At 61.6% G+C, this 10,963-nt stretch carries 22 protein-coding genes; all 22 read right to left on the bottom strand.

Annotated features, from left to right (window positions below; translation table 11 throughout):
• Window positions 1-169 precede the first annotated feature (169 nt).
• On the bottom strand, window positions 170-649 hold the full coding sequence (gene rplO, locus HNQ66_RS06885; protein ID WP_184142171.1) for a 50S ribosomal protein L15: 480 nt from the start codon (window positions 647-649) through the stop codon (window positions 170-172).
• A gap of 13 nt (window positions 650-662) precedes the next feature.
• Window positions 663-866 (bottom strand): 50S ribosomal protein L30, encoded by a 204-nt coding sequence (rpmD, locus tag HNQ66_RS06890; protein WP_184142173.1) that lies wholly within the window; start codon window positions 864-866, stop codon window positions 663-665.
• Between the two features lie 13 nt (window positions 867-879).
• Window positions 880-1,446, bottom strand: coding sequence for a 30S ribosomal protein S5 (gene rpsE, locus HNQ66_RS06895; RefSeq protein ID WP_184142175.1), 567 nt, complete (start codon window positions 1,444-1,446; stop codon window positions 880-882).
• Window positions 1,447-1,574: 128 nt separating this feature from the next.
• Complete coding sequence (gene rplR, locus HNQ66_RS06900) at window positions 1,575-1,937, bottom strand: 50S ribosomal protein L18 (RefSeq protein WP_184142177.1); 363 nt, start codon at window positions 1,935-1,937, stop codon at window positions 1,575-1,577.
• Window positions 1,938-1,949: 12 nt separating this feature from the next.
• Complete coding sequence (gene rplF / locus HNQ66_RS06905) at window positions 1,950-2,483, bottom strand: 50S ribosomal protein L6 (RefSeq protein ID WP_184142179.1); 534 nt, start codon at window positions 2,481-2,483, stop codon at window positions 1,950-1,952.
• Window positions 2,484-2,525: 42 nt separating this feature from the next.
• A complete protein-coding gene (gene rpsH / locus HNQ66_RS06910) occupies window positions 2,526-2,924 on the bottom strand; it encodes a 30S ribosomal protein S8 (RefSeq protein WP_184142181.1) in 399 nt (132 codons plus the stop codon).
• A 12-nt stretch (window positions 2,925-2,936) separates the two neighbouring features.
• Entirely contained in the window at window positions 2,937-3,242 is a 306-nt protein-coding gene (gene rpsN, locus HNQ66_RS06915) for a 30S ribosomal protein S14 (RefSeq protein WP_184142183.1), read from the bottom strand.
• 33 nt (window positions 3,243-3,275) lie between these two features.
• A complete protein-coding gene (gene rplE, locus HNQ66_RS06920) occupies window positions 3,276-3,833 on the bottom strand; it encodes a 50S ribosomal protein L5 (RefSeq protein WP_184142185.1) in 558 nt (185 codons plus the stop codon).
• Window positions 3,826-4,137, bottom strand: a complete 312-nt coding sequence (rplX, locus tag HNQ66_RS06925; protein ID WP_184142187.1) for a 50S ribosomal protein L24 — start codon at window positions 4,135-4,137, stop codon at window positions 3,826-3,828. The genes rplE and rplX overlap by 8 nt, the downstream gene beginning before the upstream one ends.
• Window positions 4,138-4,149: 12 nt before the next feature.
• Window positions 4,150-4,518 carry a 50S ribosomal protein L14 gene (gene rplN / locus HNQ66_RS06930; RefSeq protein WP_112684675.1) on the bottom strand — a complete coding sequence of 123 codons (369 nt, stop codon included), beginning with the start codon at window positions 4,516-4,518 and terminating at the stop codon, window positions 4,150-4,152.
• Between the two features lie 235 nt (window positions 4,519-4,753).
• A complete protein-coding gene (gene rpsQ / locus HNQ66_RS06935) occupies window positions 4,754-4,990 on the bottom strand; it encodes a 30S ribosomal protein S17 (RefSeq protein ID WP_184142189.1) in 237 nt (78 codons plus the stop codon).
• Between the two features lie 12 nt (window positions 4,991-5,002).
• Entirely contained in the window at window positions 5,003-5,203 is a 201-nt protein-coding gene (rpmC, locus tag HNQ66_RS06940; RefSeq protein WP_024270441.1) for a 50S ribosomal protein L29, read from the bottom strand.
• Between the two features lie 12 nt (window positions 5,204-5,215).
• Window positions 5,216-5,629, bottom strand: a complete 414-nt coding sequence (gene rplP / locus HNQ66_RS06945) for a 50S ribosomal protein L16 (protein WP_024270440.1) — start codon at window positions 5,627-5,629, stop codon at window positions 5,216-5,218.
• A 38-nt stretch (window positions 5,630-5,667) separates the two neighbouring features.
• Window positions 5,668-6,399, bottom strand: coding sequence for a 30S ribosomal protein S3 (gene rpsC, locus HNQ66_RS06950; protein ID WP_184142191.1), 732 nt, complete (start codon window positions 6,397-6,399; stop codon window positions 5,668-5,670).
• Window positions 6,399-6,788, bottom strand: a complete 390-nt coding sequence (gene rplV, locus HNQ66_RS06955; protein ID WP_134649049.1) for a 50S ribosomal protein L22 — start codon at window positions 6,786-6,788, stop codon at window positions 6,399-6,401. Before rplV ends, rpsC begins: the two co-directional genes overlap by 1 nt.
• A 2-nt stretch (window positions 6,789-6,790) precedes the next feature.
• Window positions 6,791-7,069: a 30S ribosomal protein S19 gene (rpsS, locus tag HNQ66_RS06960; RefSeq protein ID WP_023517272.1), complete on the bottom strand. Its 279-nt coding sequence runs from the start codon at window positions 7,067-7,069 to the stop codon at window positions 6,791-6,793.
• A gap of 15 nt (window positions 7,070-7,084) precedes the next feature.
• Window positions 7,085-7,921 carry a 50S ribosomal protein L2 gene (rplB, locus tag HNQ66_RS06965; RefSeq protein WP_184142194.1) on the bottom strand — a complete coding sequence of 279 codons (837 nt, stop codon included), beginning with the start codon at window positions 7,919-7,921 and terminating at the stop codon, window positions 7,085-7,087.
• Between the two features lie 31 nt (window positions 7,922-7,952).
• Window positions 7,953-8,246: a 50S ribosomal protein L23 gene (locus HNQ66_RS06970; protein WP_184142195.1), complete on the bottom strand. Its 294-nt coding sequence runs from the start codon at window positions 8,244-8,246 to the stop codon at window positions 7,953-7,955.
• Window positions 8,243-8,863 (bottom strand): 50S ribosomal protein L4, encoded by a 621-nt coding sequence (gene rplD, locus HNQ66_RS06975; protein ID WP_184142197.1) that lies wholly within the window; start codon window positions 8,861-8,863, stop codon window positions 8,243-8,245. The genes HNQ66_RS06970 and rplD overlap by 4 nt, the downstream gene beginning before the upstream one ends.
• A gap of 12 nt (window positions 8,864-8,875) precedes the next feature.
• On the bottom strand, window positions 8,876-9,559 hold the full coding sequence (gene rplC, locus HNQ66_RS06980; protein WP_184142199.1) for a 50S ribosomal protein L3: 684 nt from the start codon (window positions 9,557-9,559) through the stop codon (window positions 8,876-8,878).
• A gap of 159 nt (window positions 9,560-9,718) precedes the next feature.
• The gene (rpsJ, locus tag HNQ66_RS06985; RefSeq protein ID WP_003507767.1) at window positions 9,719-10,027 is read right to left on the bottom strand and encodes a 30S ribosomal protein S10; all 309 of its coding nucleotides are present in this window, start codon (window positions 10,025-10,027) and stop codon (window positions 9,719-9,721) included.
• A 189-nt stretch (window positions 10,028-10,216) separates the two neighbouring features.
• On the bottom strand, window positions 10,217-10,963 hold a 747-nt coding region (locus tag HNQ66_RS06990), incomplete at its 5' end, for an EF-Tu C-terminal domain-related protein (protein ID WP_246434221.1).

The following is a 10,963-nucleotide window of genomic DNA, read 5'->3' on the forward strand; positions in this document are numbered from 1 at the left end:
CGGATGGAGCCTAAACCGTTTGAAACGCGGATTGTCAAGCAATCCCGGCCTCACCCTGGTTTTTCTTCCGGATAACGGCGCTGGGACGAATCCCGGCCATCGCTGTGAGGCTCACATATGGGAGTAAAATCGCCCGGTGTGAAGCACACCGGGCGATTATTTCGTCGAATTATTCGGCGGCTTCCGCTGCTGCCAGGAGCAGCTTGATCGAACCGCCGGCCTTCTCGATCTTCTCGATCGCCGGCTTGGAGGCGCCGGCGACTTCGAAGGCGACCTTGGCCTTCAGTTCGCCGTCGGCGAGGATGCGAACGCCATCCTTCTCGCGGCGGATGACGCCGGCTGCCTTGAGGGCTGCCGCATCGACGGTCGCCTTGGCATCGAGCTTGCCGGCATCGATCGCCTTCTGGACGCGGTCCAGGGAAACGATGACGAAGTCGGAAGCGAAGATGTTGGTGAAGCCGCGCTTCGGCAGGCGACGGTAGATGGGCATCTGACCGCCTTCGAAGCCGTTGATGGCGACGCCCGAACGAGCCTTCTGACCCTTCACACCGCGGCCGCCGGTCTTGCCGGAGCCCGAACCGATACCGCGACCTACGCGCTTGCGGTTCTTGGTGGAGCCTTCGTTGTCCTTGATTTCATTGAGCTTCATGATCTTGTCTCCCTCACTTCTCGTCGACGACGCGGACGAGGTGCTGGACGGCCCGGATCATGCCGCGAACAGACGGGGTGTCTTCCAGCGTGCGAACCCGGTGCATCTTGTTGAGGCCCAGGCCGACCAGCGTCTGACGCTGGATGGCCGGACGGCGGATGGGGCTGCCGATCTGCTCGACAGTCACCGTCTTCTTAGCGGTTTCTTTCTTGGCCATGGATCAGTGCTCCTTATTCTTCAGCAGCAACGCCGGCCGACTGACGACGAGCCTGCAGCGTGGCGTACTTCATGCCGCGCTGAGCTGCGATGTCCTTCGGGTGCATCTGGCTCTTGAGAGCGTCGAACGTCGCACGGATCATGTTGTACGGGTTCGAGGAGCCGGTCGACTTGGCGACGACGTCATGAACGCCGAGGGTTTCGAAGACGGCGCGCATCGGGCCGCCTGCGATGATACCCGTACCGGGCTTGGCCGAGCGAAGCAGGACCTTGCCGGCGCCGTGACGGCCGTGCACGTCGTGGTGCAGCGTGCGGCCCGAGCGCAGCGGAACGAAGATGAGGTCGCGCTTGGCGGCTTCCGTGGCCTTCCGGATGGCTTCCGGAACTTCACGAGCCTTGCCGTGGCCGAAGCCGACGCGGCCCTTCTGGTCGCCGACGACGACGAGAGCTGCGAAACCGAAACGACGGCCGCCCTTGACGACCTTCGCGACGCGGTTGATCGCGACGAGCTTGTCGACAAACTCGCTGTCGCGCTCTTCGCGGTTCTGGCGGTCATCGCGACCGCGCTTTTCCTGTGCCATTGTCCTTTTCCTTTTTCTTTTCCGGGTGCAATCGGCAGATTGACGAAAGTCGCCTCCATTTTGAAAACGGAAGCGACCAGTACCCTACTGAGCTGGCCGGCGGGCGCGCGAGGCGCCCGGCCGATCGATCAGAAGTGCAGACCACCTTCACGGGCAGCTTCGGCGAGAGCCTTGATGCGGCCGTGATAGATGAAGGCGCCACGGTCGAAAACGACCTCCTTGACGCCGGCCTTGACGGCACGCTCTGCGATGAGCTTGCCGACGGCAGCGGCTGCTGCCGTGTCGGCGCCCGTCTTCAGCGACGAGCGCAGATCGGTGTCGAGCGTGGAGGCGGACGCAAGCGTCTTGCCGGCCACGTCGTCGATGACCTGTACGTAGATGTTCTTCGACGAGCGATGAACCGACAGGCGCGGACGGCCGTTGGCGACCGCCTTGATGGAACGGCGCACGCGGTTGGCGCGGCGCACGAGAGCTTCTTTCCTGCTAGCCATTTCGCGTGATCCTTACTTCTTCTTGCCTTCTTTGCGGACAATCCGCTCTTCGGCATATTTGACGCCCTTGCCCTTGTAGGGCTCGGGGCCACGGTATTCACGGATTTCCGCTGCGACCTGGCCGACCTGCTGCTTGCTGATGCCGGTGACGATGATTTCGGTCGGCTTGGGAACAGCAATCGTGATGCCTTCCGGCGTCTGGTAGACGACGTCATGGCTGAAACCGAGCGCGAGCTGCAGATTCTTGCCCTGCATGGACGCACGGTAACCGACGCCGTTGATTTCGAGCTTGCGCTCGTAACCGTCCTTGACGCCCTTGAAGATGTTCTCGACCATCGTGCGGGACATGCCCCACTTGGACCGGGCATCCTTGCTATCGTTGACCGGCTGGACGACAACGGCGTTGTCTTCGAGCTTGACCGAAACTTCGTCGTTCGCGACGAAGAACAGTTCGCCCTTCGGGCCCTTCGCGGTGACCTTCTGACCGTCGACGGTCGCGGTGACACCAGCGGGAACCGGAACGGGCTTCTTACCGATACGAGACATTGTTTTATCCTGTCTGTTCGTTATGGAGATCCTTGCCCGGCCTTAGAAGACCGAGCAAAGAACCTCGCCACCAACGTTCTGTTCGCGTGCCTGGTGATCGGCCATCACGCCCTTCGGGGTCGAAAGGATGGTGATGCCGAGGCCGTTCGCGACCTGCGGAATGGACTTAACCGAGACATAGACCCGGCGGCCCGGCTTGGAGACGCGGTCGATCTTGCGGATCACGGACGCGCCTTCGTAGTACTTGAGCTCGATGTTCAGTTCGGCCTTGCCGTTGTCGAACTCGACCTCGGAGTATCCGCGGATGTAACCTTCGGCCTGGAGAACGTCCAGGACGCGGGCGCGCAGCTTGGAAGCCGGCGTGGAAACGCTCGACTTGCGGCGTGCGGCGCCGTTGCGGATACGGGTGAGCATATCGCCCAGGGGATCAGTCATTGCCATGTACCCGTCTCCTTACCAGCTCGACTTGACGATGCCCGGCACCTTGCCGAGATTGCCCAGTTCGCGAAGCGCAATACGCGACATCTTGAGTTTGCGATAAAAGGCGCGCGGACGGCCCGTGACTTCGCACCGGTTGCGGATACGGGTCTTGGAGCCGTTGCGCGGCATTTCGGCAAGCTTCAGGGTCGCCTTGAAGCGCTCCTCGATCGGGAGAGCCTGGTTCTGGATGATCGCCTTGAGGGCGGCGCGCTTGGCAGCCTGGCTGGCGACCAGACGGCGGCGGCGGTTATTCTTCTCGACTGCGCTGGTTTTAGCCATAACAGTTATCCTTCTTTACGCTTGTCGTTACGGTCAGGCGCGGAACGGGAAGTTGAACTCTTTCAGAAGAGCCCGTGCTTCGTCGTCCGTCGGTGCCGTCGTGCAAACGATGATGTCCATGCCCCACATCTGATCAACCTTGTCGTAGTTGATCTCAGGGAACACAATGTGCTCCTTGATGCCCATGGCGAAGTTGCCACGGCCATCGAAGGACTTCGGGTTCAGACCACGGAAGTCGCGTACGCGGGGCAGCGCGATGTTCACGAGGCGATCCAGAAATTCGTACATGCGGGCGCCGCGCAGGGTGACCTTCGCGCCGATCGGCATGCCTTCACGGACCTTGAAGCCCGCGATGGAGTTGCGGGCGCGCGTGATGACCGGCTTCTGGCCGGAGATCGCTGCGAGGTCAGCTGCGGCAACGGTCGGCTTCTTGGAGTCGCCCGTGGCTTCGCCCACGCCCATGTTGATGACGATCTTATCGAGCTTCGGGATCTGCATCTCGTTGGCGTAGGAGAACTGCTCCTTCAGCGCCGCGCGGATGCGCTCGACATATTCCTTCTTGAGCCGGGGCTCATACTTGGTGTCAGCCATCGATCGACACTCCCGAACGCTTTGCTACACGAACCTTCTTGTCGCCTTCGACCTTGAAACCGACGCGGGTCGGCTTGCCGTCCTTGGGGTCGGCGATCGCGATGTTCGACAGGTGGATCGGAGCTTCCTTGGTGATGATGCCGGCTTCCTGGGTCTGGGTCTGGCGCTGGTGACGCTTCACCAGGTTGATACCCTTGACGACCGCACGGTCTTCCTTCGGCATGACCTGAACGACCTCGCCGGTGCGGCCCTTGTCCTTGCCGGTGAGTACGACGACCTTGTCGCCTTTACGGATCTTCTGCATAGCCATCGCTCCTTAGAGTACTTCGGGAGCCAGCGAGATGATCTTCATGTGGTTCTTGGCGCGAAGTTCGCGCGGAACCGGTCCGAAGATACGGGTGCCGATCGGCTCTTTCTTGTTGTCGATCAGGACAGCGGCGTTGCTGTCGAAACGAATGACGCTGCCGTCGGGGCGGCGGATGTCCTTGGCGGTGCGCACGACAACCGCCTTCATCACGTCACCCTTCTTCACGCGGCCGCGCGGGATGGCTTCCTTGATCGAGACGACGATAATGTCGCCGACCGAAGCGTACTTGCGCTTGGAGCCGCCCAGCACCTTGATGCACATGACACGACGTGCGCCGGAATTATCCGCGACGTCGAGGTTAGTCTGCATCTGAATCATGTCAGGTCGCCTTCTTGTTTTACCGGACCGGTTGGGTGTTAGCCCCCTGTTCCAGCTTATGGAAATTCATGTTTTCGCGCGGGATGGTGTGTTGCCAAGGTGGTTTCCACTTCGGCGAGCCGATGGACCTTCCGTGCGCTCAAAGCAAAAGAACGCTCGCGATTCCGAGCGTCCTTGCGCTGCTTCATACAGATTTTCGCGCCGGAAGCAAGAGCCCGGCGCGAAATCCGATGATTTAAGCCTGGGCCGAGACGACGGTCCAGCGCTTGTCCTTGGAGATCGGGGCGCATTCCTGGATGGAAACGACGTCGCCGACCTTGTACTGGTTGGCTTCGTCATGCGCCTTGTACTTCTTCGACCGGCGAACGGTCTTCTGAAGCAGGGGATGGGCAAAACGGCGTTCGACGCGCACGACAACGGTCTTGTCGTTCTTGTCGCTGACAACAGTGCCCTGCAGAATGCGTTTCGGCATATTTTTTGGTCCTTAGGCCTTGGCTTCTGCCGCCTTCTGGCGGGCAATGGTCTTGACGCGCGCGATGTCCTTGCGGACTTCGTTGATGCGCGAGGTCTTCTCGAGCTGGCCGGTGGCCTTCTGGAAGCGCAGGTTGAACTGCTCCTTCTTCAGCTTGGCAAGCTCCTCGTTGAGCTGGTCGGCGCTCAGCGCCTTGACGTCTGCGGCTTTCATGGCGCTCGCTCCTTACTCTGCAATGCGCTGTACGAAGCGCGTCTTGACCGAGAGCTTGGCCGAGCCGAGACGAAGCGCCTCGCGGGCGATCTCCTCGGAGACACCGTCGATCTCGAACATCATACGACCGGGCTTGACCTTGGCCGCCCAGTATTCGACCGAACCCTTCCCCTTACCCATACGGACTTCCGTGGGCTTGGCGGTGACCGGGACGTCGGGGAACACGCGGATCCACACACGGCCGGCACGCTTCATGTAACGGGTGATCGCGCGGCGGGCCGCTTCGATCTCGCGAGCGTTCACGCGGTTCGGTTCCTGAGCCTTCAAGCCGAACTCGCCGAAGGCGAGCTCGGAGCCGCCCTTGGCGACGCCCTTGATGCGGCCCTTGAACTGCTTGCGGTACTTGGTACGCTTTGGCTGCAACATTTTTTTACTTCTCCGATATTGGCTGCCAAACGCGACTGTTACGCGTTTTCACGACGACGGTCGCCGCGGTCGCCGCGTTCACGGCTGGCGGGACCCTGGCTGTCACTTTCGCTGGCGCGACGCTCAGAGGCCATCGGATCGTGCTCAAGGATTTCGCCCTTGAAGATCCAGACCTTGATGCCGCAGATGCCGAACGCGGTTTCGGCTTCGGCCGTACCGTAGTCGATATCCGCGCGCAGCGTGTGAAGCGGAACGCGACCTTCACGGTACCATTCCGTACGGGCGATTTCCGCACCGCCGAGACGGCCGGCGCAGGTGATCTTGATGCCTTCGGCGCCAAGACGCATGGCCGACTGGACAGCGCGCTTCATCGCACGGCGGAAGGCCACGCGGCGTTCGAGCTGCTGGGCGATCGACTGGGCAACGAGCGTTGCGTCGACTTCGGGCTTGCGCACTTCGACGATGTTGAGGTGCGTTTCCGAATTGGTCATCTCGGAAAGCTTCTTGCGGAGCTTCTCGATGTCCGCGCCCTTCTTGCCGATGATCAGACCCGGGCGAGCCGAGTGGATCGTGACGCGGCACTTCTTGTGCGGACGCTCGATGACGACCTTGGCGATACCGGCCTGCTTCAGCTCGTCCATGACGAACTTGCGGATCTTCAGGTCTTCATGGAGCAGCTTGCCGTATTCGGCATTGTCGGCGAACCAACGGCTGTCCCAGGTACGGTTGATGCCGAGGCGGAAACCGATCGGATTAATCTTCTGGCCCATTATGCGGCCTCCCCTTTGGCTTCGACTTCACGGACGACGATCGTCAGATGCGAGAAGGGCTTCTCGATCCGCGATGCACGGCCGCGGCCACGGGCGTGGAAACGCTTCATGACGATCGACTTGCCGACATAGGCCTCAGCGACGACGAGGCTGTCGACGTCGAGGTCGTGGTTGTTTTCTGCGTTGGCGATCGCGGATTCAAGCGTCTTCTTGACGGTCTCGGCGCTACGCTTGCGCGAGAATTCAAGCTCGGCGAGAGCGCGGTCGACCTTCTTGCCGCGGATGAGCGCAGCAAGCAGGTTGAGCTTCTGGGGGCTGACGCGGATCGTGCGCGCAACAGCCTGCGCCTCGTTATCCTTCAGCCGGCGTTCGGCTTTAGCCTTACCCATCGTTACTTCCTCTTCGCCTTCTTGTCCGCACCGTGACCGTAGTAGGTCCGGGTGGGAGCGAATTCACCAAACTTGTGGCCGACCATGTCTTCGTTGACGGCCACCGGGATGTGCTTGCTGCCGTTGTAGACGCCGAAGGTGAGACCTACGAACTGCGGCAGGATCGTGGAGCGACGGCTCCAGATCTTGATTACTTCGCTGCGACCGCCTTCACGAACCTTCTCAGCCTTCTTGAGAAGATAGCCGTCAACAAACGGGCCTTTCCATACTGAACGAGCCATTCCTGACTACCTCTCTTACTTCTTCTTCAAGTGGCGCGAGCGCATGATGAACTTGTCCGTGGACTTGTTCGAACGGGTGCGCTTGCCCTTGGTCGGCTTGCCCCACGGGGATACCGGATGACGGCCGCCCGAGGTGCGGCCTTCACCACCGCCGTGCGGATGGTCGACCGGGTTCATGACGACGCCGCGGTTGTGCGGGGTCTTGCCGCGCCAGCGGGTGCGACCGGCCTTGCCGTCGTTGGTGTTGCCGTGGTCCGGGTTGGACACGGCGCCGACCGTTGCGAGGCAGGACGCGTGAACCAGGCGCTGCTCGCCCGAGTTCAGGCGAAGGATCGCCATGCCCTGGTCGCGGCCGACGAGCTGGACGAAGGTGCCGGCGGAGCGGGCGATCTGGCCGCCCTTGCCCGGCTTCATCTCGACGTTGTGAACGATCGAGCCGACCGGGATGTACTGCAGCGGCATGGTGTTGCCGGGCTTGACGTCGACGGCCTTGTCCGAAGCGATGACCTTGTCGCCGGCAGCAAGGCGCTGCGGAGCGAGGATATAGGCCTGTTCGCCGTCGGCATAGTTCACCAGAGCGATGAACGCCGTGCGGTTCGGGTCGTATTCCAGACGCTCGACCGTACCTTCGATATCGAACTTGCGACGCTTGAAGTCGACGAGACGGTAGGTGCGCTTGTGACCGCCGCCGATGAAGCGGGCGGTGATGCGGCCGAGGTTGTTACGGCCGCCGCTCTTGGAGAGACCCTCGGTCAGAGCCTTTACGGGCTTGCCCTTGTAAAGGCCCGACCGGTCGACGATGACCAGCTGACGCTGGCTCGGGGTGGTCGGATTGAAGTGTTTCAATGCCATTTTTCTGTTTCCCTTTTAGCCGACTGCCCGATTAGAGCCCGGTGGAGACGTCGATGGACTGACCGTCAGCAAGCGTGACGATAGCCTTCTTGACATCTCCCTGCCGGCCGGAGAAGCCGCGGAAACGCTTTACCTTGCCCTTGCGGACGAGCGTGTTCACAGCCGTGACCTTGACGCCGAAGAGAGCTTCTACGGCAGCCTTGATCTCAGGCTTGGAAGCGCGCTTGGCAACGTTGAAGACGACCTGGTTGTTTTCGGATACCAGCGTCGACTTTTCGGTGATCGAAGGAGATACGATCACATCGTAGTGGCGAAGATCCGTCATTTGAACCGCTCCTCGAGGGCTTCTACAGCAGCCTTGGAGAGCACGAGCTTGCCGCGGCGCAGGATATCGTAAACATTGATGCCCTGGATCGGCAGAACATCCACGTTCGGGATGTTGCGTGCTGCGAGCTTGAAGTTGCCGTCAAGTTCTGCGCCGCCGATGAAGAGCGCGTTGGTGAGGCCGAGCGAAGCGAATGCGCCGGCCAGAGCCTTCGTCTTTGCTTCCTTGGCGACGAGGTCGTCGACGATGATGACGTCGTCAGCCTTGATCTTGGCCGAGAGGGCGTGACGCAGGCCGAGCGCGCGAACCTGCTTGGGCAGGTCGTGGCCGTGGTCGCGGGAGACCGGGCCGTGAGCCTTGGCACCGCCGCGGAACTGCGGAGCGCGAGCCGAATGGTGGCGGGCGCGGCCCGTACCCTTCTGCTTGTACATCTTGGCGCCGGTGCGGGAGACTTCACCGCGGGTCAGCGACTGATGCGTGCCCTGCTGCTTCTTGGCGAGCTGCCAGCGGACGACGCGGGCAATGATGTCTTCGCGCGGCTCGAGGCCGAAGATCGCGTCGGAGAGGGAGACCTTGCCGGCGTCCTTCCCCTCGAGGGTCGTGACTTTGAGATCCATGATCAGGTTCCCTTACTTGGCTGCGGCGCGCACGGCGGCCGGACGCGGAGCGTCGGACGGGGTGCCGGACTTGACGGCGTCGCGAACGACGATCCAGGCGCCCTTGGAGCCCGGGACTGCGCCCTTGACGAGGATGAGACCGCGCTCTTCGTCCGTGGAGACGACTTCGAGGTTCTGGGTGGTGACGCGCGTCTGGCCCATGTGGCCGGCCATGCGCTTGCCCTTCCAGACCTTGCCCGGGTCCTGGTTGTTACCCGTCGAACCGTGCGAACGGTGCGAAACGGAAACGCCGTGCGTTGCACGAAGGCCGCCGAAGTTGTGGCGCTTCATGGCACCGGCAAAGCCCTTACCGATCGTGGTGCCGGTGACGTCGACGAGCTGGCCTGCGACGAAATGGCTGGCGGTCAGTTCCGCGCCGATCTCGATGAGGTTGTCTTCCGACACGCGGAATTCGACGAGCTTGGCCTTCGGCTCGACGCTTGCGGCGGCGAACTGGCCGCGCAGCGCCTTTGCCGTGTTCTTCACCTTGGAAGAGCCGGCGCCGAGCTGGACGGCCGTGTAGCCGTTCTTCTCCTGCGTGCGCTGGGCAACGACCTGGACGTTGTCCAGTCGCAGTACTGTTACCGGGATGTGCTCACCGGCGTCGTTATAGACGCGAGTCATCCCTACTTTCTGTGCAATCACACCTGAACGCATGGTTCAATCCTCTTAGAAGTCCTGGCGGGATCGTGACGTCCCGTCATGCCTCTTGGTTTAAGGATTCCGCTCGGGCCGAAAGGCCGTCGGGTTTCCCGTTTTCAGAAGACGTCGGCCTAAAGCCACGTACCTTCCTTGTTATTCGGCTTGCGCCAGGACTTAGAGCTTGATCTCTACGTCCACACCGGCCGCAAGGTCGAGCTTCATGAGAGCATCGACCGTCTGCGGCGTCGGATCTACGATGTCGAGCAGGCGCTTGTGGGTGCGCATCTCGAACTGTTCACGGCTCTTCTTGTCCACGTGGGGCGAACGGTTGACGGTGAACTTTTCAATACGGGTCGGGAGCGGAACGGGACCGCGGACGCTTGCGCCGGTGCGCTTGGCCGTCGACACGATTTCACGCGTGGAGGCATCGAGGATCCGGTGGTCAAACGCCTTGAGGCGGATGCGGATGTTCTGGCCGTTCATACGACTTTTCCTTAGTTCGTTATCCGCGCGATTCTCTTGGGAAAGCGCGTTTTTTGATTCTGGCGGTTCCATAACGGAACGCACACGAAAACACAATGCCGAAAGGCCAGTCCGCTAAATTATCAAAGACCGGAGGGGCAGGGTTGACCCCTGCCCTTCCTATTTCAGCGGCCTTGTGGCCTGAAAGCCTTACTCGACGATCGAAGCGACGATGCCGGCGCCGACGGTGCGGCCGCCTTCGCGGATGGCGAAGCGCAGCTTTTCTTCCATCGCGATCGGAACGATCAGCTCGACGTCAACCGTCACGTTGTCGCCCGGCATCACCATTTCCGTGCCTTCCGGAAGCGTCACGATGCCCGTCACGTCCGTCGTGCGGAAGTAGAACTGCGGACGGTAGTTCGTGAAGAACGGCGTATGACGGCCGCCTTCTTCCTTCGTCAGGATGTAGGCTTCGGCCTTGAACTTCTTGTGCGGCTTGACCGAACCCGGCTTGCACAGGATCTGGCCGCGCTCGACGCCGTCACGGTTCACACCGCGCAGCAGCGCACCGATGTTGTCGCCGGCCTGGCCCTGGTCGAGCAGCTTGCGGAACATCTCGACGCCCGTGCAGGTCGTCTTCGTCGTCGGACGGATGCCGACGATCTCGATTTCCTCACCGACCTTGACGATGCCGCGCTCGACGCGACCCGTGACGACCGTGCCGCGGCCCGAGATCGAGAACACGTCTTCGATCGGCATCAGGAAGGGCTGGTCGATCGGGCGTTCCGGCGTCGGGATATAGTCGTCGACGGCGGCCATCAGCGCGCGGATCGCGTCTTCGCCGATTTCCTTGTTGGAATCTTCCAGAGCGGCCAGAGCCGAGCCCTTGACGATCGGAATGTCGTCGCCCGGGAATTCGTAGGACGACAGCAGTTCGCGCACTTCAAGCTCGACGAG

The organism is Shinella fusca, from assembly GCF_014203155.1.
In the GTDB taxonomy this organism is placed as follows: domain Bacteria; phylum Pseudomonadota; class Alphaproteobacteria; order Rhizobiales; family Rhizobiaceae; genus Shinella; species Shinella fusca.

Excerpts from the sequence above, each read along its gene's own strand:
- rpsS (WP_023517272.1), bottom strand. The coding sequence starts at position 7,069 with ATGGCTCGTTCAGTATGGAAAGGCCCGTTTGTTGACGGCTATCTTCTC.
- rplB (WP_184142194.1), bottom strand. The coding sequence starts at position 7,921 with ATGGCATTGAAACACTTCAATCCGACCACCCCGAGCCAGCGTCAGCTG.
- rplX (WP_184142187.1), bottom strand. The coding sequence starts at position 4,137 with ATGCAGAAGATCCGTAAAGGCGACAAGGTCGTCGTACTCACCGGCAAG.
- rpsE (WP_184142175.1), bottom strand. The coding sequence starts at position 1,446 with ATGGCACAGGAAAAGCGCGGTCGCGATGACCGCCAGAACCGCGAAGAG.
- rpsQ (WP_184142189.1), bottom strand. The coding sequence starts at position 4,990 with ATGCCGAAACGCATTCTGCAGGGCACTGTTGTCAGCGACAAGAACGAC.
- rpsN (WP_184142183.1), bottom strand. The coding sequence starts at position 3,242 with ATGGCTAAAACCAGCGCAGTCGAGAAGAATAACCGCCGCCGCCGTCTG.
- rpmC (WP_024270441.1), bottom strand. The coding sequence starts at position 5,203 with ATGAAAGCCGCAGACGTCAAGGCGCTGAGCGCCGACCAGCTCAACGAG.
- rplD (WP_184142197.1), bottom strand. The coding sequence starts at position 8,863 with ATGGATCTCAAAGTCACGACCCTCGAGGGGAAGGACGCCGGCAAGGTC.
- HNQ66_RS06970 (WP_184142195.1), bottom strand. The coding sequence starts at position 8,246 with ATGACGGATCTTCGCCACTACGATGTGATCGTATCTCCTTCGATCACC.
- rpsC (WP_184142191.1), bottom strand. The coding sequence starts at position 6,399 with ATGGGCCAGAAGATTAATCCGATCGGTTTCCGCCTCGGCATCAACCGT.
- rplF (WP_184142179.1), bottom strand. The coding sequence starts at position 2,483 with ATGTCTCGTATCGGTAAGAAGCCCGTTCCGGTTCCCGCTGGTGTCACC.
- rplC (WP_184142199.1), bottom strand. The coding sequence starts at position 9,559 with ATGCGTTCAGGTGTGATTGCACAGAAAGTAGGGATGACTCGCGTCTAT.
- rplP (WP_024270440.1), bottom strand. The coding sequence starts at position 5,629 with ATGTTGCAGCCAAAGCGTACCAAGTACCGCAAGCAGTTCAAGGGCCGC.
- rplN (WP_112684675.1), bottom strand. The coding sequence starts at position 4,518 with ATGATTCAGATGCAGACTAACCTCGACGTCGCGGATAATTCCGGCGCA.
- rplE (WP_184142185.1), bottom strand. The coding sequence starts at position 3,833 with ATGGCTGACACCAAGTATGAGCCCCGGCTCAAGAAGGAATATGTCGAG.
- rplR (WP_184142177.1), bottom strand. The coding sequence starts at position 1,937 with ATGGCTAGCAGGAAAGAAGCTCTCGTGCGCCGCGCCAACCGCGTGCGC.
- rpmD (WP_184142173.1), bottom strand. The coding sequence starts at position 866 with ATGGCCAAGAAAGAAACCGCTAAGAAGACGGTGACTGTCGAGCAGATC.
- rplO (WP_184142171.1), bottom strand. The coding sequence starts at position 649 with ATGAAGCTCAATGAAATCAAGGACAACGAAGGCTCCACCAAGAACCGC.
- rpsJ (WP_003507767.1), bottom strand. The coding sequence starts at position 10,027 with ATGAACGGCCAGAACATCCGCATCCGCCTCAAGGCGTTTGACCACCGG.
- rplV (WP_134649049.1), bottom strand. The coding sequence starts at position 6,788 with ATGGGTAAGGCTAAAGCCGAACGCCGGCTGAAGGATAACGAGGCGCAG.
- rpsH (WP_184142181.1), bottom strand. The coding sequence starts at position 2,924 with ATGGCAATGACTGATCCCCTGGGCGATATGCTCACCCGTATCCGCAAC.